Genomic DNA, 21338 nt, shown 5'->3' with positions numbered 1-21338 from the left:
AAGGTTTTTGTCGGTTCTGCTTGTGGCTAACGGCTTCGTGTATGAGTAGTTGTGTGGTTTAGGACTAAACTTTGCAAGTACGCACAAGCTGAAAATCCGTAAGGATTTTCAGAAGTAGGCGAGAAAAAGCAATTACTTATAGCCAATGTTAGCGATAGTTGTTATTTTAAATTTTTCTTTAAATAATCAGTGACATTTTGACTAAATGAAGTCAACCAAGCAGAAGGTGCAGATGTAACTCCAACATAAATTTTGTCACCTGAAATTAAGTGCTTTTTTAAGTTGTCTCGAACAGAAGCTGGCGTATCTTCTGTCCAAATTATGCAAGCATTATCCATAAGAAAAGCAAATTTCTTATATTCTCTAATCTCGTTTTTCAGAGTATTCTTTTTTTCGAGAGAAGGATTCTTGAATTCAAATACTATTATTAACTGATTCATTTCTTTTGACTTATTTTATGGATTTCACTTGCAATAAGTTTAACCAACTCAATACATTTTGAAGCAGATTCTTTATCAATTTCAATCTCTGTAAGTTCTGTTTGCGTTAAATCGTGGTCTCCACAGTGGACAATTAAGTGTCTTCTTTGAGTGAAATTTTCGATTGAACTTAAAATATTATCAATACTCTTATCTGCACTAATAGATATTTGCTTAAAAACCTGATTCATTCCTGCCAGCTTCATAAACTTGTCAATAGACTTCTGACCTTGAAATGAGCGTTTCTCAAAATCCGCATCAAATTTTTGAATTACTTTGTCGTAAAAATTGTTTTCCAATACTACTTGGTGTAGTTCTTCTTTACTAAACAATTCTTCTTTAATGTATTTCTTAAGGTCGCTTGATAAACTTCTTTCATTAAGGTTTTTCTTTATTTCTACAATCAAAAAGGTCTTGATATATGAATCTAATGCAGAAATAGAAAGTACAACTACAGCACGATATGAATCAAGTAATTTGTTTTCTGGAATTTCTAATGGTTCACCATTTGAATTGATGTCAATCTCTAATAAGTTTTGCGCACGTTTTATTCCACTTTCAAAAATAGAATATGCCTGTTCTGAAGAGCTTCTGACAGTCTCTTCTGCTTGATTATCGGAATCAGATGAAGGAACATCATTTCCTATTTCATCATTTAAATTTTCATCCATTTAATTTTATATTTCGTCTTCTCAACAATTATCGCTAATTTGTTTATATAAGTGCTTTTAGTGTTTTTATACAAATGATATGGAGGTATAAGAGCACTTTTTATTCCAAATATAAAAAAATAAAAAGAGTACTAAGAGTTTAATTCAATACAGTTAGTTAAATAAGCGTCCTTAAAACAGACGCTTATTTAGTATTATAGATTTTAAACAGGACTCACTGGACCAGCAAGTGGCGTTTGAGCAGGTTTGGCAATTCCGTAAACCACTACGATACCAGAGCCACCTCCCCAAGTAGAATAAGCAGGGTCTGGTTTTGCTTCCATCACCGTTTGAGGTAGGTTCCAGTTATTGGCACACCAAAGGTTTCCTGCTTGGTCAACTACTACATCGGTCAGCATTTGTATACTACCCGAATGAATGGTGTGAATCACCTCTCCTGTAGTAAAATCTTCGGTACGTCCATTAGGTGAAGCACCTGCCATAAACGATACGCCTCTTCCCATAAAGTTGGCAACCCAAACATCATCATTTCCATCAATAGATACTCCCCAAGGAGCATTTAGTTCACCATCTCCGTAAGGTGTTAAATTCGATTTGTGGGTAATTTTATCAATCGTGTCTATAGGTGTAGCATCCGCAGGAATCATAAAAACGGACCCTGTTTTATGCTTACGTCCCACTGTTTGTTGTAGGTGTGGATATCCAAGGGCAAATCCTTCAATAATAGAAACGCCATCTGTAGTAGTGGTATGAGGAAAGTCTGGACTCGTATTGCAGGCTACCCAACAATTTCCTTTTGAATCTAAAGCAACACCGCGTCCGCCACCAGCAAGAATAAAACGTTCTACCGGTCTGTTTTTTTCATTTGGAGCATAACGCACCAGCGATACGCCGTTGGTATTACTAATCCATACACGATTGTTAGTATCTATAGAAGCAGCAAACGGAGCAGAAAGCGCTTCATTAAGTTTTTCATTTATAACAACTCTACCTCTGGTAAGGTCTCCCTCAGGAAAATGAAGCATGGTGTTGGATGAGGTTCCAACAATCCAAATATCACTATTCGGAGCTACTCCAATACCTTGCAAGCCTCCAATTTCATTTAGGGCTTCCGCTATATGTTCTGGAACCTTTTCAACGACTGGAGAACCGTCTTCTAATTTATACACACCAATAGAACCGTTAAAACTCGTTACCCAGCAAGTGCCGTCTTTGGTAACAGCCGTACCCCAACCAGCACCATCAACACCCATTCCGGTATAACCTGTAACTGGTGGAGATACTAATTTTCCTGTAGAGTCCAACTTTACAAGTCCGCCACCGATACCTTGATACACGCCATTTTGTGCTCCTGGCATCCAGTTTAACCCCGTCCATAGGTTTCCTTCTTTGTCAAGAGATAGTTTTCCAGGAGCGCAGATTCCTCCTTGACCAAAAGCTAAAATCATAGCGAAATCTTCTGGAGCAAAACTTAGATAAGGTACAAAAGGAGCATTGCGTCGACTTGTAGGAACTTTGCTGTTAGGTTTGGCAGGGAAACCATCTTCTGGTGATGGATAGGCTTTGTCAAAAAGATGAAATAAATCCGCAGGATGCAGCCAAGGTGATTGGGCGACACCAATTATAGCTTCGGCAGTATTTTGTGGTTTTTTACCTCCTAGTGATGTTGTATACTTCAAGAATTTTTCCTTCCAATTGTATTCTTCAATCTCTACCGTTCCGTAGGCTGTGATTAATGCGGCTAATGTATTTAATCGCGCGAGTGTTTCGTTTTGTGTGATGTTGAAAGGATCCGTTAATACCTCTCCATAGCTTCCTGTTACAGGGTTGATAAGGTTGGGAGTGTTTTTAGCGGCAATTTTGATTCCGTGTAGATTCCCCGTTAATTGAAGTCCGTTAAAAAACTGAGCACAGGTAAAAGCAGAGGCTACTGTAGTTAACTCATTTACAACAATGCCTTTTTTTGTAATGTCTTCTTCAAAATTAGGTGATAGTACAGAGAGTAGCACTACTTTAGAATTTTGTAGTTCGGCAGTGATGTAGAGAACAGTGTCTTTTGCTTTAGGAGTTGCTTTTATGGTGAACCTTCCTTTTGCTTTTGGAGCAATGATATGCTCACCAATGGCTTTTTTATTGTTTGCTTCCCACAATGTTACAATTGCAGTGACCTTATTAGATTGGTTAAACGATACATCTCCTTTAATAGTGATTTGATTAGACATAGCTTTAGTTAGTTTTAAAGTTGAAAAAGAATTTGTTTTAGCGATTAAATTGTCAGTGAATTTCTAATACGTGAATTTAATAGCGAAAACATTCTCCAAGTTACTAATAACTAGTTTGCATATGTACTATTGATGTTCTTACATCCTAATATAAAGGAATAAAAGTGCTTTTTTTAAGTATAAAAAATGAGAGAAGCAGTAGGTTAGTTAATAATGTTTTTATAAATGATACTTTAGAAGTTTTAAAGTAGAATTCAAATCCGTTTTATGGGGTTATTGTTAACGTAATATCAGTACCCGAGTTGGTTAATTTAATAGTCGCCCAACTAGCTTTAGATGGAGTTTCTGTTGGGTACCAATTTCGGTTGGTTTTAACGATGATTAATAGTCCATTATCATCACCAAGAACTGTGAATGTTTCACTGTTATGATTTTTTTCAAATAAATGGAGTCCGTAAGTGTCAATCAAATACTTTCCGTATATATCAGGACGGTCTTTCACAATTCCAAACTCACTTATGTTTAAAATTTGATTGCTATTGAACTGCGTTGTAGTAGCATTATCCAAATCGTGTCGAGCAATAAACTCTAATATGTTTCCGTCAGCATCATAAAAATATACTGAATTCGCGTTCCAGTTTTCGAAGTTAGTAATCAGTACCTCGTTTTCTTTTTTTACAAATTCGAACTTGTCAGCAGACCATTCGATAGCTTCTTGTAACTTGTTTTCAGGGATGTTAAAAGCCAAGTGGTAGGCAGGTGAAGGGTTTTTAGAATCTTCTATGAATTTTAAGTAGGAAGCACCAATTTTAATACGAATTGATTTATTGTCACTCTGCGTAGTTGGAAGCTCCAAGACATTTGCATAAAATTCCTTGATTGGTTTTATATCAGTCGTTTTTAGTTCAATTTCGTTCAGTGTCATCTTGGTAGTTTTTAGCTTAGAGTTTAACTTTAATTAGGTATAAGCATAGTGTTTTACCATTCTCTGATGTTTCCTTGATGCCAAAAATATCCACTTTTAGAATTGTTAGTTATTAAGTTTCTAACATCTTTTGCAACATCGTCAGGTTTTCTAGATGCTTCATTTCCTCCCATATCGGTTTGAGTCCATCCAGGATCAAGAGCTGAAACAATTACATGTTGTTTCTCGAGTCTTTTAGCGATTAGCTTAGTGTACATATTTAAAGCAGCTTTAGACATTTTGTAATGAGGTTGAAATTCATCAAAATTCTTTTCGCTAAAAGAACCCCAATCAGATGTAATGTTAACTATTTGTCCATCTTTTTTAAAGTTAGGAATTAATTTTTCAGTTAATTCAATTGTTCCAAATAAATTTACATTAAACGTTTGTTTTAATTGCTCGATGTTTATGGATGCATCGTTCCAGTTTTCTAGTAAGATTCCCGCATTATTAATAAGAAAGTCAATCTTGGTGTTTTTAATCTTTTTGATAAAATCATCTATGGAATCACTTTCAGAAAGGTTTAGTTGATGGATTTCAAAATTTGATTTTGTAATTGGAGAAGTTCCTGAAGTAGAGGTTCCAATAATTTTATAGTTGGGGTTTTCAGTTAACAGATTGGCAATAGCAAATCCAATTCCTCTACTGCACCCAGTTATTATTCCGGTTTTCATAATCGGTTAGATATTAATAAAATGTTAGCATATCAAACCTATTGAAAAATACACCAATTAAGGAGGTAATAGCATAGTTATTTTATAGCTTTTCATAGTTTTTAATTATGAATACTATCTGCAAAAGAGTTGTATAATTACTTTGATGATTGGTTTTATTAAGCGTTGAAAATAAAAGACTCTCAATACGCTATTGAGAGTCTTTATAGTTATTAATCAACTTTTTTAAATACCAATAAGGTTTTATCAGGATTCAAAAGTGTTAATCGGTTATTAGCAATTGTGTAAGATATGGTGCTAGCCAACGCTTTTGTAAACTCTTGTTCTTTTTCATTTCCTTTAGTACATAGCATTTCTGTTGAAGCCATGTTGGTAAATCGAATTCGCTCTCTTTCAGAAAAAAGTTTACCAGTGATGCTGTTACATCCTGAAGTTCCCATAAAGGTGTTTTTAGTAGCATTTATTTCTATATATGGCAATTCTTTACCAAAATCATCTTTACTAACTTTTGTGCCATTTAACTCTTCTAATGCCCAAATATCGTGTAATCGATAATTGGTGATGTATTCTCCGCATCCTTCTAAGCTAGTAAACTCTGTATCCTTTCCTTTTTTGTAGTCAACAGTTACCGAATAAGGAAATGATTTACCCGACATAGCATTGATACATTCCATTTGGTTAATTTCTATTTTAACAGCAGCTAATTCGGTATGTAAAGTATATAGTTTTACGTTGCTGTCTTGCGCATAGATAGGTTCTGTGTGTGGTGTTAAAATAGAATCTGAATTATGAAGTGTTTGTAGCTTAATCATCTTATCAGAAATAGTCAAACTCCAAAAAGGTTCAACTCCATGAGCTTTGAAATAAGCATCTGTTATTGTGTTTTTAGTGGTAACAGAAGAAGTTTTTGGAATTGAATCGGTAGTAGTAATGGTTTTTTCTTCAGAAGTTTTCTTTTCTTTTTTATTTGAGCATGCTGAAATTACTAAGCAAGCACTTAGTAGTATTGGTATAAGGTTTTTCATGAGTACGTTTTTTATAGTATGTTAAATATAGGGTATTATTTTAATATTTGTACTTGGTGAATATTGATGCTTTTAGTTCTTTTGTGTTGTTATTCAGTTGTTTATGTGTTAGTTTGGTGAGGGTATTTGCTTTGTAGTCTGTATATTTTAAAATAGATGTACAAAGTGTGAAAAGGTTGCGTAGAAAATCTAGTAATAAATAAGTTGTTTTTTTGATAAAAAAAACTCACAATACCTAAGTGTTGTGAGTTTTTTAAATAGAAAAAGTTTGTTGTTATTTTAGCACAGTAAACTCAATACTAGAGTCAGTAAATACCGAATGTGTTTGTGTTTTAAAATCTTTTTCGTCTGCTTTGTAAATATTGTCTACATAAGTTTGCGGATTCAAATCGATTAAAGGAAACCACGTGCTTTGTACTTGTAGTTGAACTTTGTGTCCTTTTTTAAACGTATGGAAAACATCTTGTAGTTTAATATTTACGGCTGTTTTCTGGTTTGGTGTAAATGGTTCTGGGTTAGAAAAACTGTTTCTAAAACGTCCACGCATTACTTCGCTACGTACCATTAAATGATAGTTGCTGAGTTTTAAATGGGTTTGCATTTCTTTGTTGTCGTTTTTTAAATCAGCAGGATGCACATCAACAACCTTCACAATCCAATCGGCTGCAGATCCTGTGGTAGCCACTTGTAGTTTTGCTAAAATATCACCAGCAAGTGTAAAATCTTCAGTTAATACCTCTGTTTCATAAACGAGTACATCAGGTCTACGAGCAGCAAAACGCTGATCGTCTGTCATATATTTACGCGGAGTAAACACCGTTTTAATATCTTCTGAATAGGGTACAGGTCGCTTAAGGTCACTAATAAAACTAACCTTGTTATTTCCTTTTTGAGTTGCTGTTAATTCTTGGTTTTCTGAAAGGAAAAATGTTTGTTTTTGAGCATTTTTTGGTGGCCATGCATCGTATGATTTCCACGTTTTTTTACCTGTATCAAAAACATAGGCTTCTGGTAATCCTGAGTTTTTAGTACCATCACCTTTTAAGAAGTGATTGAAGAATTTGGTTTCTACTTCTTTTTGGAATTTTAAAGAGATGGAATCTCCAAAGTAGTAGTTCCCCACTTTGTTAGCCACTTTATTTCTAGACCATCCGCCATGATCCCAAGGTCCAAAAACAATGGTATTATAGTTGTTTGGTTGATTTTTTTCAATGTTTTTGTAAGTTTCTAATGGGCCATACAAGTCTTCAGCATCAAATTCACCTCCAACAATCATCGTTGCTACAGTAGATGGTACTTTATCTAAATGTTGGATAATTCCTTTGCTTTGCCATACAGAGTCGTAATTAGGGTGTTCTACAATTTCCTTCCAAAAGAAATCATCAATACGCTCTTTGTTATCGGCAACTTTGGTGTCTAACTTATCGTATTGAAAATATTCGTTTAAGTTTTTTAATGGTCCTTTGTCTAAGAAAAACTGATATTGGTCTTGAGTTTTCATATCAGGGAAAGAGTACCAAGCAGAATCGGTAGGTTGATCTTTGTATGTTCCAAATAAAGAAATGGCTTTGAAATAGCTTAATAAGAAAGCTCCGTTATGGTGGAAATCGTCAAAAAAGAAATCTCCAATACATGCTTGCGGTGAAGCAGCTTTTAAAGCAGGGTGAGCATCAATGGTTGAAACAGTAGCGTAGTGACCTGGATATGAAATTCCCCATGTACCTACCTTACCATTATTATTTGCTACATTGTTCACCAGCCAATCGATAGTATCATAGGTATCGGTAGTTTCATCAGTTTGTTTTGCTGTTTTATTTGGAATATAAGCACGCATGTTGTCGTATACTCCTTCACTCATCCAACGTCCGCGAACATCTTGGTATACAATAATGTTTCCTTCTTTCATTAAAACGGGATTAGGGCCAATTTTTTTTCTGAATTTATCTTCTCCATAAGGTTGACAACTATACGGAGTACGTTGTAATAAAATAGGGTAGGTTTTACTAGTATCTTTTGGTGAATAGATGGTGGCATGTAGTTTTACACCATCTCTCATTGTAATTTTTACCTCTTTTTTTGTGTAGTGGTCTTTAACGTAAGTGTTTGCTGTCTTTTCAGCTTTTTTTGCCGTTGTTTTCTTAGTACAACTAGCAAACGAAATTGCTAGTATAAATAATAGAAGTAAGTTTTTTTTCATTATAGTTTTTTAGTGGATCGAAGGTAAATGTATAAAAAAATAACAGCAACCCATTAGATTGCTGTTATTTAAGAAAAATTAGTTGTTTGGATTTAGAATAGTGTCTATTCTATCCGCTGCATCTTGTAAGTGGTAACGAGTTATCGTATTACGTGCTGAGAGTATACTTCTTTTTATATCTCTTTGTAAACGCTTTAATTCTCCTCTTACTACGGGTTTAATGTCTGATTGATTGATGGTAACGGCTGTTTGTTTAAAATACCCTCTGTCGCTTCTTGGTGCTTTTTGGTCTTTTGCTTTGTTTAGTAAAAAGTCCAACCTGTCTAAATGTGCACGTTGCAAGTTTCTACGATACGGGTCAATGGTTTTGTTAGCGTATACTTCGCTCCAAATACCTTTACGTAAATCACTCATCATTTCAATAAGAGAATATGCTTTAGTTCCGTTTAAAGTTTCATTCTCTATCATACGTGTTAACCTTCCTGTTTTTAAAACTCTGTTTAAGGTTTGTACTTGTAGCCCTCTAATGCGCTCAATGATTCCAGAGTGTTGTGTTTTACTAATAATATTTTCGTCAATTAACCAATTTGGAGTTTTAAATAACTCATCATTTACAAATTGTAACGCTCTTTTTTGGTGTTCTTTTGGGACGTGAATATATACAGCACCGTCTTGATCGGCAGTTTTAAAGTATTCATATACACCACCAATATTAGAACTCACATGTCCCATATATCTATTAAATTGCCCAACTACTTGTCCGTACATAGTTTTTAACTCTTCGTAAGTTTCACCATCTTCAGTAGTCCACTCTTCTAAACGAGGTAAAATACGTTGTAGGTTTTTAATACCGTAAGCACTTGCTTTCATGGCATCATCACCTAAGTCCTCTGTTTGTGAACTAGGATCAATAATGTTACGAACTTGTTGATGTCCGAATCTATACACAGGATTTCCTGCTTTTTCTTTAATCCACTGATTTAATACAGGTTTTTCTTCCTTAGCAGATTTATCTATTATTGGTCTATATCCCCAATTGATAGCATACTTGTCGTAAGGACCAATATTAGGCATTAAAGCAACCCCTTTGTCTTCTGGCTGTGCCACATAGTTAAAACGAGCATAATCCATAATAGAAGGAGCAGTTCCATTCTTTTTAGTAAATTCAGCAGAACGTAAAGAATCTACAGGATAGGCAACAGAACTTCCCATGTTATGAGGCAATCCTAAAGTATGTCCAACTTCATGAGAAGAAACAAAACGAATTAAACGCCCCATAATTTCATCTTTAAACTGATTTGTTCTAGCTTCTGGATTGATAGCAGCTGTTTGTACAAAATACCAGTTGTGTAATAGAGTCATTACATTGTGGTACCAGTTAATATCTGATTCTAAAATTTCTCCAGAACGAGGGTCACTAACATGAGGTCCATTTGCATTTGGAATAGGAGATGCTAAATAGCGAACTACAGAATAGCGTACGTCTTCAGGGCTCCAATCAGGATCTTCTTCTTTAGTAGGAGCATCTTTAGCGATGATGGCATTTTTAAATCCAGCAGCCTCAAAGGCAATTTGCCAATCTTCAATACCTTGTTTGATGTATTTACGCCATTTTTTTGGTGTAGCTCTGTCAATATAGTATACAATTTGTTTCTTAGGTTCTACTAATTCACCTCTTTTAAACTTTTCGAGGTCTTCATCTTTTACTTCTAAACGCCATCTGTCTAAATAGGTAACCGATTTACTTTTTTGAACATCTAAACCATAATCTGTTTGAGAACTCGTAAACCACCCAACACGCTCATCAAAATAACGTCTTTTCATAGGGGTTTTAGGAAGTAAAATCATAGAGTTACTCAACTCCATAGTTACAGAACCTACACTTGAATTTGATGGAGGGTTTCCAGCAATGTAAGTTTTTACATTTCTAACTTCGATGTTTTGTGGATAACTGCTAATTCTGTCAATATAAGATCTCGTTTTATCCATTTTAGAAATCTTATAAGGTTTTCTGCTTCTTTGTGGAAAAGTAATTGCTTTTACATCACCTTCAAAAAGTGGACTAGCATCAATTACAGTAGCTGTTGAGTCTTTGCTAAATGCTTTGATAGGAAAAGCAAATAAAATGGGCTCAAAATTAGAATTAACTACTGCTTCATGTACCGGTAAAATGGTGTCAGCAACAACATTGTGAGAAACTACTTTTAGTAAAATTTGTTTCTTGTTTTTTACCCAACGCAATACTTGTGTATTTTGTTTTCCACCACCAAAACCAATACCGCTAGCTGTTTTGGCAATTCTAGTCACCATTAGCATTTCACGGTTCAGAAGAGAATCTGGAATTTCAAATAAATATTTAGCATCTTTTGAGTGCACTTTAAACAAACCTTCGTCTGTTTTGTGTTGTTTGGTAACCACCTTTTCGTAAGGTTGTATACCGCCCTTTTTAGGGCTGTCTTTTTTAGTGGTAGTCTCTTTTTTTGCGTTTTTTTTCTTCTTTCGTTGTGCTTCTGCATTCAAAGAAACTCCTAAAGCAAGAAATACCACTAAAATAGTTGAAAGTATTTTTTTAGTCATTGTAAAAATTAATTGAATAAATAAGGGCGGAAATTAGTAAAACTACTTTCGGTTTTATCTTAATTAATTGTTAAAGGGAAGTTAAACTAAAAGATGTGAGTAGTTTAGATTGCATAATTCATATTAGGTGCTAGCTTAGTCGTTTTTTTACGCTCTATTTTTTTTCGTACTTTTTTTAAGCCCTTGTTTACAACATCTTTCATTTTCTGTAGTTGCTCTTGTAGAGTTTCTTGAGTAAAAGTTTTCGGTTCTTTTTTTTCTAAAAGCTTATTAATTCTTTTCACTTGATTTTTTTTGTTGAAATCCACTAATTTAAATTTCGCACCTGCAGAAAAAGCTCCCATCACTGCATTGGTTTCAACTAAATAAACTTTGTCTGCTTCTAAATTAGCTTCTAGCACATCAATATTTTCCGCTTTAATCCAAAATACTTTTTCTCCTGGCTCACATTCATAACGTAAATAGTTAACACCATTAAATCTTCCTAAGTATTCTTCATTGTCAAAATACCTGATGTTCATTAGAGCACCTAAACCGCTTGTTCTAAGAAAATAAATTACCGATTTACCTTTGGCAGGAGGAACAATTTTTTCAGTTTGTAGTTGAGAAAAGCTTTGAAAGGATAAAAATACTAGTAGCAGAAAAAGAATGTTTTTTTTCATTTTTAAATTTTATTTAAATGATTTAGGAGATAAATCTAATTAAAAATTACGATTTTCTTTTTTTTGTTAGATGTGTTTATAATGTAGTTTTCAGTTTTTTACTGTATTGTAGTGTAAATAAAACCCCGTACCTTTGCAGCGGCATGAGAATAAGACGACTTTCAGATTGGTTACCGACTACAAATAAGGAGGTGAAGTTAAGAGGATGGGATGCATTAGACGTAATCCTGTTCAGTGGAGATGCATATGTAGATCATCCATCATTTGGTCCTGCAGTAATTGGACGTATTTTAGAGAGTTATGGCCTGCGTGTGGCAATTGTTCCGCAACCAAGTGTTCATGACAACTTACAAGATTTTGAGAAGCTAGGAACTCCAAGATTATTTTTTGCAGTTACCGGTGGTTGTATGGATCCGATGGTGAGTAATTACACGGCGAGTAAACGCCGTCGTGATAAGGATGCTTATACGCCTAATGGAGATAAAGGATTCAGACCTGATTATGCTACTTCAGTATATTCTAAAATTTTAAAAGAGAAGTTTCCAGATGTTCCTGTGTTAATTGGTGGAATTGAAGCTTCGTTGCGTCGTGTTACTCATTACGATTACTGGTCTGATCAATTATTACCAACGATTTTAGAAACGTCTAAAGCCGATATGTTGGTATACGGAATGGGAGAGCAGCCACTAAGAGAAATTGTAGAGCTGTTGCAAAAAGGTGTGCCATTTTCGAGCTTAAAAACGATTAAGCAGACCGCTGTTTTATTAGAAGAAGATGAGAAAACTCCGAAAAATAAGAACTGGGACGATGTAGAAATTAGTTCGCATGAAGTTTGTTTGAAGGATAAGAAAGCCTATGCTTCTAACTTTAAAGTGATAGAGCAGGAGTCGAACAAATTATACGCTCGTCGTATTTTTCAAAAAGTTGGGAATAAAAAGTTGATGATTAATCCGCCGTTTCCAACAATGACGGAGGAAGAAATTGATGCTTCATTCGATTTACCTTTTACACGTTTACCACATCCAAAGTATAACAAGCGTGGACCGATACCTGCGTTTGAAATGATTAAGTTTTCTATCAATATTCACCGTGGGTGTTTTGGAGGCTGTAGTTTCTGTACTATTTCAGCACACCAAGGAAAGTTTATTGCAAGTAGGAGTCAAGAATCGGTTTTAAAGGAAGTGGATCAAGTTGCCCAAATGGATGACTTTAAAGGGTACTTATCAGATATTGGTGGGCCATCTGCGAATATGTATAAGATGAAAGGTAAAGTACAAGCGATTTGTGACAAGTGTGTTGCTCCGTCGTGTATTTCACCTGTAATTTGTAGTAATTTAGATACCTCACACAAACCGTTAACCGAGTTATATCAAGCGGTTGATGCACATCCGAAGGTGAAAAAATCATTTATTGGAAGTGGTATTCGACATGATATGTTAGTGCCTGAGTTCAATAAAAATGCGGATCCTAAAGAGTTAGATGCTTATACAGAGGAGGTGATGACAAAACACGTTTCTGGGCGATTAAAAGTAGCGCCAGAACACACTTCCGATCCTGTACTAAAGTTAATGCGTAAGCCTTCGTTTAAGTATTTTCATTTATTTAAAGATAGGTTTGACCGCATCAATGTAAAAAAGAAATTAAAACTTCAATTAATACCGTATTTCATTTCTAGTCACCCAGCTTGTGAGGCGGAAGATATGGCAAATTTAGCTGCTGAGACCAAAGATATGGGCTTCCAGTTAGAACAAGTACAAGGGTTTACCCCAACACCGATGACGGTGGCTACAGTAATTTATTACAGTGGTTACCATCCGTATACTTTAAAAGAGGTAAAAACTCCAAAGACTAAAAAGGATAAGGAAGATCAGCACAAGTTTTTCTTTTGGTATAAAAAAGAAAATAAGCAATGGATTAAAGATACGTTAAACAAAGTTGGACGTACTGATTTATTGAAAAAATTACTTCCAGAAGACACTTCGTGGCGTAAAAATAAAGCAGGAAAAGCAAAAAACACCTTTGATGATACTGTAACCTACAAACCATCAAAACCATCTAGAAGAAAAAACAAAGGTTTCAAGAAGAAAAGAAGAAATTAATAAAGAAAAAACTTCACGCTTATTCCTGAATAACACTAGGTTATAACTTTTAATGATTGTTTAAAAGGTAAATACCTGTAGGTCAATTATATATGTTTTATTTTTGGTTTATAAATATACAATTATGTGTATTTGTTTAACCTAAAGTTGACTATTTGATTAAGTAGCTGCTAATTTACTTTTAGGTTGTATAAATGAAGCATTAAAATATGTAAAAACATAGCTGAGGAATTATTATTACTCAAGACAATATTTATGTTTTTACTTATTAAGAAATGCCACAAAGCGAAAAAAAATCTGTGTTACAAGATTTTTAGTAGCAATTTTTACTAACTTAAAAAGAGAAACAATGTTAAAAACAAAAAGGAAAACGACCGTTAATTTCAATATTGACCCCGTACAATTAATTAAAGACATATTTGGAGGCAACTCGGAGAGAAATGATTTAGCTATTGCTGTTGAAAATGGAACAAATGTTCAATGGGAAGTGGCTTGGAATAACGATGTTGGCCATGGAGATTTTCACGATTCTAAAGGAAATAGTACTTTACAACCGATTACCCCATATAGTAGCAAACCTGTTAATGCTACTACTTTTGAGCTTGGTTTTCATGCAGTAGGAGCTGGGTGTAATGTTGTTCTAAAAATAATGTTAAATGGTGATTCTGATAGTTACTTTGGAGTTATGGCAGCGACACCAGTTAATAAAACGAATTATGTGAAAGCTAAATATTATACAAAAGACATGTCATTTGAACACCTTTGGGATGATTTGGATGATATGGGTAAGCATTATGGAAGTCAAGGGGCTTTAAATGTAAAAAACAAGAATAAAACTATTAATGCTGAAATTACCATAGAGGAAACAAGCCCCGCTGGATGTATTATTAAGCTTGAAATGGCCTAAATAGTATTTCTATATAAATGAATAAAAAAATCCGCTGTTAAGCGGATTTTTGTTTATGCTTCATTTTCTAAACGGTTTCGTTTCATTTCAAAAGCTTCAGTAGCTTGTTTTATAATATTTAAGGTATCAGAAGCTCTTACCATTACTTTTTCGAGTTCTTTGTCTAAATCTTTTGACTGGATATCGAATAGTTGAACTTCAACCACACCAATTTTTTCAATTAAACTTTTTTGCGTGTTTTTAATGTCTTCCATTTTAACTAAAACGGAATTCATTGTATCGAGTCTTTTCTGTTCTTGATCTGTCATAAGTTTCTTTTTTAGTTGCAATTAAGATATGAAAAAATCAAGAGTTAAGCAAATTAAGTAGTTTGTAAGGTGTTGGTATTTAGTGTTTTTGATGGGTTTTTAAATGGGAAAAGCAGGAGTAAAATTCCTGCTTTTTTGTTATTCTGAAAATTCTAATACGCTGTTTTTAGTACGGAGTCTTATTTCACTTAGTTTTTCATCAACTAACAATTTTCCGTCTTTAAAAACTTCTCGTAACTCGCCTTCTTGTTCTTCTTTCCAGCTTACTTGATCGTGTAATGTATACTCTCCATCTTCTAGTGTTATTTTTAATAATCCTTTGGCAGATTTCTTTGTTCCGTCATCGGTAATTGGATCTTTAAAAATTTCTCTTCCTTCTCCATCTACTTCTCCGTAGGTAGCTTTCATGGCAAATCCAAAGGTATCTCTGGTGTTGTATTGATAAGTGAAAGAACCAATTCCTAGCACTATATTAGTAGAGGCAAATCCTTTTTGTTTTAAGCGTTCACAAATTTGTGTGGCTCTTTCAAGGGTAATGCTATCACCATAAATAGCTCCAATATGACTATCTAGTTCTTTATATCCTTTTGCATTGGTTGTACCTCCAAAAACTTCCCAAAGCAGTTGTATAACTCCTTTTTGTTCTACTTCTGTCTTACCGTTTGTATTTCCACAAATAATATCCACAGGGTCACCGCTATCAGGTCTAATCACTACTTTACCATCTCTGGCTAAGACTTCTTCTTTTAAGTTAGGTAAATATTCGGTAAGTACTTTCCATAAATCCCACGTATCAGAAACAATAGAAACGATGCCATTTGGATATACTTCCGTAATTAATCTTTTAAAAGTCTCTTCTTCACCGCTATTGGTTCCCATACACATTACAGAGTGTTCCGTTGCCGCAACAGAACCACCAATCAATTCATTATCAGAATCTGCATTGTAATACTTTTCTAAAAAGTCTACAGCTGGTATAGTATCTGTTCCAGTAAAACTTAATAGGTGACCCGCAGCGCTCATTTCAGCAGCTTCTAAACCAGCCATTCCTCTCATAGAAAAGTCGTGTCCTTGCCAATCTACCATTTCGGGAACAGATGAGGTTTCTTGTGCGTATTTATCTAATAGTTGCCTGTATTGTTTTGCAATGGTTGCAGAATTACATGGTAACCAAACAGTGGTTGATAATAAGGTTTCAAAATAGTTGGTTAGCCAAAAGAATTCTGGCAATGTATTATACATAGTAAACATTGGTACTCTAATAGGAACTTCTACACCCTCTGGCAATGCTTTAAAAGTCATAGGAATGTACCCTAAATCGTGTAATGCTGCAATATGTTCAATACCTACTGAGTTTTCGCCTAAATAGTTGTTAATTCTTCTGCTGTATTGTTTGCAAATTTCTTCTTTTGGTTTGTTAAAGAAGTTGGTTTGAAATTCTTCAATGATATATTTTTTGATGAAGTATTGCAGTCCGAAAAAAACTACTTTTTCAACTCCTTGAATTCTACTTTTTCTTGGTGTCCAGTTTGAATATACTAACGTAGTGTTGTTAGGGTATTGTCTTCTGTGGTCTACTTTATAACCGTCTGTATATAATAATGGATTCATAGTTTGTTATTTTGTTTGTGTCAAATTTACGCAAATTAAATTTACTTCACAACAGAACCTTAATTTTTTTTATAAATAATTATAGTAATTTTTCGAAGTCTATAAGAATTAGGTCTTCTCCTTCTATGCGTTTATTGTTTCTTGTATACACTACGATTTTAAGGTACCATATAATTTCAAAATCGTTATTTTTAATAGAGATAGGGAGTGATTCTTCGGGGAATTTAGATTTAAAGGATGAAATATTTATAGGGGTTACTTTTGTTTTTTCTCCTTCATAAAAAGTTTTAATACTGGTTGATCTACTACTACCGTTATCATAGGTAACCTTTTCTTTTCCTATTAACTGACAGTTTATATGTTGTATTGTATTTGTTCTTTTTTTTAACCTGAAGTTAGTTTGGTAGTAGTGTTCATCTAATGCTTCTAGTTTGTAGTTAATTGCCCCAATAGCCAGTGAAGGTTGTATTTTATAAAAATAAACTATTCCGCACAGTATGGCATATATGCTTAAAAAGACATAAAAAACCTCTAACCTACCTAGTTGTGAATAAATTATAGCACTTATAATTCCTGTTATGATAAGACCAAAAAATAAAATTGTTTGCGCTTTTTTGATACCGGGTTTGATGCTACCTGAAGTTTTTTTAAATTTATAAGTGGAGTTTCCTTTTATTAGTAAGATGGGAATTTCATGATAAAAATCAGGACGAATGAGCCCTTTTAAATAACCTCCTATTTTAAAGTCAGATAATTTTTCTTTTCGTAACTGTTTTTCACTTTCCTTTTTTATGTCGACTTTAGCTGTTAGCAAAACCGTTTGTGTCATGTTTTCCCCAATAAAAGAAACGTTATAAACAGGTTTAAAGGTAAATGTAGAAGCTATCGTTTGGCCTTTAGAAATTTTTTCACAATCGTTTATGGAATAATAGTCCAAAGTAATTTCATCAGTTTCTCCCTTACCTTGGTGTTTTATAGATAATTTAATTTGAATGTTTTCAATATCTAAGTGAATAGGACTATGGTTTTTAATAAAAACTTCACCAGAAATTGTCTCATTTGCTTGAAACTCGTTTTTGTCAAGTGTAACCTTAATATCTACAAATTGTTGATAACTCATATAGTTCGTTATTGGGGTTTAAGAAAAAATCATACAAGGATAGTTGAATTTCTCGTAAATTATTACCGTGATCTTCCAATAATTTTTGAAGATGTGCATCTTTAATTTTTATAGATTCTTTTTGAGAATCTAAACAGGCAAGTTCAATTCTTTTATGTACAATTTTTCTTAAAAGGTTTATGTCTAATTCTAGTTTGCTAAAATTTATTTTTTTATATAATTTTCTTTTCGGGAAATACGGAATTTTATGAGAGTAGTGTGCACCAATAATTAGTTTGTTTTGATTTGTAAGTAGTTCCAGTTTGTTTTTTGTGGACAAGAGCTGAAAGGAGTCTATAATGAGAATGCCAGGGATTGTATTTATATATGAATGTTCTTTCTTCTTTAGTTTGAAGAAAGTTGAGTTAGCTAAGTGCTTTGAGTGTAATGATTGTAAAAGAGTTGATTTTCCCTTTCCTTTTTTACCATAAAACTCAATAAAACAAGAACTGGTTGACATTATTTTTAAAGCCAAATCGTTAAGGTTGATTCGTTCTTCTGTAACCTTTAGTAATTCTTGGTCATTTAGAAATGAAAAAGGATTATATTTTAAGTTTAGCTTTTGATAATGATCTTGTTCTAGCATGTTACTTCTAAGGATATTTCGTAAAATTATTGAATGTTTACTTTTTAGATAAGTTAAAATATCTTTTAATTCCTTCCTTTTTCGTTTGGATATAGCGTTTTTATTGGATTGCTTTGCCAAAATTCTTTGCTGTCGATATCCATAATTGTTAAACACCCTGTAAATGCAGCTCCTGTATCAATATTCCATAGGTTTAAAGCGTTTATAGGGTTTGGTGAATTATAGCGTATAGTTGGGGTGTGACCAATGTATATTTCTGAATAGTGTATAAACCTCTCTGGGTATAGTTCAGATTTTTCAGATAAGTTTTTATCAGTAGCCAACGCTGTTTCCCATAAGGTTCTATCAAAATGATAATTTAATTTGAATGTTTCTTTTTCCACTCCGTGCATAGAGGTAAAACCAGCATGAATAAACAAACGATTTTTACTGTCGATATGGTAAGGTTTCATTTCTTGAAAAAATGCCAGATGTTCATGTTTCTGTTCTTCTGAATAAGATTCGTAGCTTTTTTTGGTTTCTTCGCCACCATGTGCTAACCAAATGGCTTTACCTTCACCAGTTCTCAACCAGTCTTCACACCACAAATCATGATTTCCTTTAATGAAAATACATTCATGCTTTTTGTTTAACTCTATTAAAAAATCAATGACTTGTGCAGATTCACTCCAGCCATCTACATAATCACCAAGAAAAATTAAGGTATCTTCTATAGTGATTTTGGCTTTTTTTAAAACCTGGGGTAAGGCTTTTAAGCCTCCATGAATATCACCAATGACAAATGTTTTCATACTATTATAAATCTTCAAATTCAATAAATTCAGCCGGGACAAGGTTGGTTAACCAAACGCCATTTCTTTTTGTGTTTTTCTCATTCATAGCTTAATAAGTTTTTATATATCGTGTAGCTTTCATTATCAAAACATACAAAAATTACTTCATCTAATATTGGAGTACTTTTTATTGTTGAAAGAGCTACTTCAGCTGCTACCTGTTTAGGAAAGCGATAAATCCCTGTACTAATGCAAGGAAAAGCGATGGAATGCAAATTGTTTTCTTTAGCAAGTAACAGGCTGTTTTTATAACAGTTGGCTAATAATTCTTTCTCGTTATTTTTTCCTTCTTGGTACACAGGGCCAACAGTATGTATAACTTTTTTAGCAGGAAGATTTCCAGCAGTTGTAATTACAGCTTCCCCAGTTTTACATTTACCTTGTTTGTTCCTAATTTGTTGGCATTCTTCTAAAATAGAAGAACCGCTCGCTCTGTGTATAGCTCCATCGACACCACTTCCTCCTAATAAACTCGAATTAGCAGCATTAACTATAACGTCAACTCTTACTTTTGTAATATCTCCTTTTATAATTTTAATTGTCATAGTTGTATTTTTTAGCAAATTGTTGACTTAATTGAAGAATATCATCTTTTCTTACTAATGAATCTACCCATTCTTGAGATATATTATCTATTCCATAGTACATACCAGCAATAGCTCCAACTATAGTAGCTGTAGTATCAGTATCATCCCCTAAATTTACAGCTTTTAAAACTGCTTCACTATAATTAGAAGTGATAAGTAAACACCAAAGTGAAGCTTCTAATGTATGTAGAACATAGCCACTGGAATTTATATCTTCTTCTTTTAAACTAGATATATCTTGCTTTAAAATTCTAGAGAAATAATTTTGCTCGTAAGAAGAAATATTTCTTTCTGAAAAAAAGACAGTAATTTCCTTTTGCATCTTTTTATATGAATCTACAATTGAAAATCCATTTAAAATATGTTCAGCTAATTTTAAATATATTAAACAAGAAATTGCCGATCTTATGTGGGGATGTGTTAGTGATGAAACATGCCAAATAATATTAAACTGGTCATTTATTTTTTTATCCTTTATGTAAAAGAGTAAAGGAACAATTCTCATTAATGAACCATTACCATTTGTATATTCATCATCAGAATATTTTAAAATTTCTAGTTCTTTATAGTCTTTTTTATTTATGATTTTTGAAAGTTGTTCAATCGCTTTTCGCGTTTGGATTCCGATATCAAAAACATTACCGTGTGGAGTCCATATCTCAGCATTCATCCATTGGATAAATTTATATGAAATATCCACTAAATCGTATCCTTGACATAAACTTTCAGCTAAACAAAATGTAAGAGAACTATCATCTGACCAAGTTCCTTTGGGTTGATGATGTGTTCCAAACTCTCTCATGTTTATTACAGGGTTTTGTTTTAACTCTTGCCTGTTTGTAAACTCTACAGGTACCCCTATAGCATCAGCTACAGCTAATCCAATAAATGTTGATTTAATAATGTTTTTTTTCATAGCAATTTTTTATGGTTTTTATAGCAATTTCCCCAGTTCAATCTGTATACAATTATCGTTTTCTATAGTTTTAAAACTATCCGTTGTAAAAATTTTGGTGAAGTGTTTTTCAAGTTCATCAAAACCTTTACTAAATATTCCGTGACTTACGGCTAAGTAGAGGTTTCCAGCATTCTTAGCTTTTAATTCTTTAGCTAGCCCTAAAAAAGTTCCGCCTCCATCACAAATATCATCCACAATTAAACAATCTTTACCCTGTAAATTATCAGCATATACTTTAAAACCTGTTAGCTGACCCGTTTTTACGTTTCTGCTTTTAGAACATTCAATTACTTCATAGTTTTGAAGGTAAGCAGCAACTTTGTATATCTTTTTTAACGCACCACCATCAGGAGAGATCAATATCAGATCTTTTGAAAGTTGCTGTGTTATTTGCTCTATGAATGTATGGTTGTCGATTATTTTACAGTTATTCAATAGGGCAGGAGTTACTTCAGAATGTGGATCGAAAACAGTTACTGACTCAAAGTTTTGTGTATTTATAATATCTGCATATACTTTTACCGATAAAGGTTCACCCGATACCATTAATCTGTCTTGACGAGCGGCTGGAAAATAGGGAAGGACAACGTGTAACTTTGTAATACCCATGTTTTTTAATGCATTAGTAGCCAATAAAAGTGTACCGATATCATTAAAAGACTGAATGCGATGTGTAATGGTAACTTCTGACTCATTTTCAAGTTCAGAAATGATTTTAATATGTGGTTCCCCTCCTGAAAAAGTAAAGAAATTATAGTCTATATTGTTTTCTGTTCCGTAAGGAGTAAAGTTTTTATCTAAGTTTAAAATCATATTGCG

Annotated in this window: 19 protein-coding genes; 2 read left to right on the top strand and 17 right to left on the bottom strand. The window is 33.5% G+C overall.

Annotated elements, in window-relative coordinates:
• Window positions 1-161 precede the first annotated feature (161 nt).
• The 9 genes from V1T75_RS05075 to V1T75_RS05035 all read right to left on the bottom strand — a co-directional run bounded on the left by V1T75_RS05075 (window position 162) and on the right by V1T75_RS05035 (window position 11471).
• On the bottom strand, window positions 162-440 hold the full coding sequence (locus tag V1T75_RS05075; protein WP_330487479.1) for a hypothetical protein: 279 nt from the start codon (window positions 438-440) through the stop codon (window positions 162-164).
• Window positions 437-1150, bottom strand: coding sequence for a HEPN domain-containing protein (locus V1T75_RS05070; protein ID WP_330487478.1), 714 nt, complete (start codon window positions 1148-1150; stop codon window positions 437-439). The genes V1T75_RS05075 and V1T75_RS05070 overlap by 4 nt, the downstream gene beginning before the upstream one ends.
• A gap of 203 nt (window positions 1151-1353) precedes the next feature.
• A complete protein-coding gene (locus tag V1T75_RS05065; protein WP_330487477.1) occupies window positions 1354-3372 on the bottom strand; it encodes a hypothetical protein in 2019 nt (672 codons plus the stop codon).
• A 265-nt stretch (window positions 3373-3637) separates the two neighbouring features.
• Window positions 3638-4297: a VOC family protein gene (locus V1T75_RS05060; protein WP_330487476.1), complete on the bottom strand. Its 660-nt coding sequence runs from the start codon at window positions 4295-4297 to the stop codon at window positions 3638-3640.
• Window positions 4298-4350: 53 nt separating this feature from the next.
• Window positions 4351-5010: an SDR family NAD(P)-dependent oxidoreductase gene (locus V1T75_RS05055; RefSeq protein ID WP_330487475.1), complete on the bottom strand. Its 660-nt coding sequence runs from the start codon at window positions 5008-5010 to the stop codon at window positions 4351-4353.
• A gap of 212 nt (window positions 5011-5222) precedes the next feature.
• The gene (locus V1T75_RS05050) at window positions 5223-6035 is read right to left on the bottom strand and encodes an META domain-containing protein (RefSeq protein ID WP_330487474.1); all 813 of its coding nucleotides are present in this window, start codon (window positions 6033-6035) and stop codon (window positions 5223-5225) included.
• A 274-nt stretch (window positions 6036-6309) separates the two neighbouring features.
• Entirely contained in the window at window positions 6310-8232 is a 1923-nt protein-coding gene (locus V1T75_RS05045) for a CocE/NonD family hydrolase (RefSeq protein WP_330487473.1), read from the bottom strand.
• A 78-nt stretch (window positions 8233-8310) separates the two neighbouring features.
• Window positions 8311-10809 (bottom strand): zinc-dependent metalloprotease, encoded by a 2499-nt coding sequence (locus V1T75_RS05040; protein ID WP_330487472.1) that lies wholly within the window; start codon window positions 10807-10809, stop codon window positions 8311-8313.
• 104 nt (window positions 10810-10913) lie between these two features.
• Window positions 10914-11471 (bottom strand): hypothetical protein, encoded by a 558-nt coding sequence (locus V1T75_RS05035; RefSeq protein WP_330487471.1) that lies wholly within the window; start codon window positions 11469-11471, stop codon window positions 10914-10916.
• A 143-nt stretch (window positions 11472-11614) separates the two neighbouring features.
• Between V1T75_RS05035 and V1T75_RS05030 the strand changes: the two genes are divergently transcribed.
• On the top strand, window positions 11615-13570 hold the full coding sequence (locus V1T75_RS05030; RefSeq protein WP_330487470.1) for a YgiQ family radical SAM protein: 1956 nt from the start codon (window positions 11615-11617) through the stop codon (window positions 13568-13570).
• A 349-nt stretch (window positions 13571-13919) separates the two neighbouring features.
• Entirely contained in the window at window positions 13920-14477 is a 558-nt protein-coding gene (locus tag V1T75_RS05025) for a hypothetical protein (RefSeq protein WP_330487469.1), read from the top strand.
• 53 nt (window positions 14478-14530) lie between these two features.
• On the opposite strand, the gene V1T75_RS05020 is transcribed toward V1T75_RS05025, so the two are convergent.
• The 8 genes from V1T75_RS05020 to prs all read right to left on the bottom strand — a co-directional run bounded on the left by V1T75_RS05020 (window position 14531) and on the right by prs (window position 21332).
• Complete coding sequence (locus tag V1T75_RS05020; protein WP_047788492.1) at window positions 14531-14785, bottom strand: hypothetical protein; 255 nt, start codon at window positions 14783-14785, stop codon at window positions 14531-14533.
• Between the two features lie 138 nt (window positions 14786-14923).
• On the bottom strand, window positions 14924-16396 hold the full coding sequence (locus tag V1T75_RS05015; RefSeq protein ID WP_330487468.1) for a nicotinate phosphoribosyltransferase: 1473 nt from the start codon (window positions 16394-16396) through the stop codon (window positions 14924-14926).
• 79 nt (window positions 16397-16475) lie between these two features.
• Window positions 16476-17516, bottom strand: coding sequence for a hypothetical protein (locus tag V1T75_RS05010; protein ID WP_330487467.1), 1041 nt, complete (start codon window positions 17514-17516; stop codon window positions 16476-16478).
• The gene (locus tag V1T75_RS05005; RefSeq protein ID WP_330487466.1) at window positions 17488-18141 is read right to left on the bottom strand and encodes a hypothetical protein; all 654 of its coding nucleotides are present in this window, start codon (window positions 18139-18141) and stop codon (window positions 17488-17490) included. The genes V1T75_RS05010 and V1T75_RS05005 overlap by 29 nt, the downstream gene beginning before the upstream one ends.
• 65 nt (window positions 18142-18206) lie before the next feature.
• Entirely contained in the window at window positions 18207-18932 is a 726-nt protein-coding gene (locus V1T75_RS05000) for a metallophosphoesterase (RefSeq protein WP_330487465.1), read from the bottom strand.
• An 80-nt stretch (window positions 18933-19012) separates the two neighbouring features.
• The gene (locus V1T75_RS04995; RefSeq protein WP_330487464.1) at window positions 19013-19519 is read right to left on the bottom strand and encodes an O-acetyl-ADP-ribose deacetylase; all 507 of its coding nucleotides are present in this window, start codon (window positions 19517-19519) and stop codon (window positions 19013-19015) included.
• On the bottom strand, window positions 19509-20477 hold the full coding sequence (locus tag V1T75_RS04990; RefSeq protein WP_330487463.1) for an ADP-ribosylglycohydrolase family protein: 969 nt from the start codon (window positions 20475-20477) through the stop codon (window positions 19509-19511). The genes V1T75_RS04995 and V1T75_RS04990 overlap by 11 nt, the downstream gene beginning before the upstream one ends.
• Before the next feature lie 18 nt (window positions 20478-20495).
• Window positions 20496-21332, bottom strand: coding sequence for a ribose-phosphate diphosphokinase (gene prs, locus V1T75_RS04985; RefSeq protein WP_330487462.1), 837 nt, complete (start codon window positions 21330-21332; stop codon window positions 20496-20498).
• Between the last annotated feature and the right edge of the window lie 6 nt (window positions 21333-21338).

The organism is Tenacibaculum sp. FZY0031, from assembly GCF_036350695.1.
Taxonomy (GTDB): domain Bacteria; phylum Bacteroidota; class Bacteroidia; order Flavobacteriales; family Flavobacteriaceae; genus Polaribacter.
The sequence above is the reverse complement of the archived record's forward strand: the minus strand, read 5'-3'. Positions and strand labels throughout refer to the sequence as shown.

Bases quoted from the DNA above. Each gene is read 5' to 3' on its own strand.
- V1T75_RS05075 (WP_330487479.1), bottom strand. From the start codon at position 440: ATGAATCAGTTAATAATAGTATTTGAATTCAAGAATCCTTCTCTCGAA.
- V1T75_RS05070 (WP_330487478.1), bottom strand. From the start codon at position 1,150: ATGGATGAAAATTTAAATGATGAAATAGGAAATGATGTTCCTTCATCT.
- V1T75_RS05065 (WP_330487477.1), bottom strand. From the start codon at position 3,372: ATGTCTAATCAAATCACTATTAAAGGAGATGTATCGTTTAACCAATCT.
- V1T75_RS05060 (WP_330487476.1), bottom strand. From the start codon at position 4,297: ATGACACTGAACGAAATTGAACTAAAAACGACTGATATAAAACCAATC.
- V1T75_RS05055 (WP_330487475.1), bottom strand. From the start codon at position 5,010: ATGAAAACCGGAATAATAACTGGGTGCAGTAGAGGAATTGGATTTGCT.
- V1T75_RS05050 (WP_330487474.1), bottom strand. From the start codon at position 6,035: ATGAAAAACCTTATACCAATACTACTAAGTGCTTGCTTAGTAATTTCA.
- V1T75_RS05045 (WP_330487473.1), bottom strand. From the start codon at position 8,232: ATGAAAAAAAACTTACTTCTATTATTTATACTAGCAATTTCGTTTGCT.
- V1T75_RS05040 (WP_330487472.1), bottom strand. From the start codon at position 10,809: ATGACTAAAAAAATACTTTCAACTATTTTAGTGGTATTTCTTGCTTTA.
- V1T75_RS05035 (WP_330487471.1), bottom strand. From the start codon at position 11,471: ATGAAAAAAAACATTCTTTTTCTGCTACTAGTATTTTTATCCTTTCAA.
- V1T75_RS05030 (WP_330487470.1), top strand. From the start codon at position 11,615: ATGAGAATAAGACGACTTTCAGATTGGTTACCGACTACAAATAAGGAG.
- V1T75_RS05025 (WP_330487469.1), top strand. From the start codon at position 13,920: ATGTTAAAAACAAAAAGGAAAACGACCGTTAATTTCAATATTGACCCC.
- V1T75_RS05020 (WP_047788492.1), bottom strand. From the start codon at position 14,785: ATGACAGATCAAGAACAGAAAAGACTCGATACAATGAATTCCGTTTTA.
- V1T75_RS05015 (WP_330487468.1), bottom strand. From the start codon at position 16,396: ATGAATCCATTATTATATACAGACGGTTATAAAGTAGACCACAGAAGA.
- V1T75_RS05010 (WP_330487467.1), bottom strand. From the start codon at position 17,516: ATGAGTTATCAACAATTTGTAGATATTAAGGTTACACTTGACAAAAAC.
- V1T75_RS05005 (WP_330487466.1), bottom strand. From the start codon at position 18,141: ATGCTAGAACAAGATCATTATCAAAAGCTAAACTTAAAATATAATCCT.
- V1T75_RS05000 (WP_330487465.1), bottom strand. From the start codon at position 18,932: ATGAAAACATTTGTCATTGGTGATATTCATGGAGGCTTAAAAGCCTTA.
- V1T75_RS04995 (WP_330487464.1), bottom strand. From the start codon at position 19,519: ATGACAATTAAAATTATAAAAGGAGATATTACAAAAGTAAGAGTTGAC.
- V1T75_RS04990 (WP_330487463.1), bottom strand. From the start codon at position 20,477: ATGAAAAAAAACATTATTAAATCAACATTTATTGGATTAGCTGTAGCT.
- prs (WP_330487462.1), bottom strand. From the start codon at position 21,332: ATGATTTTAAACTTAGATAAAAACTTTACTCCTTACGGAACAGAAAAC.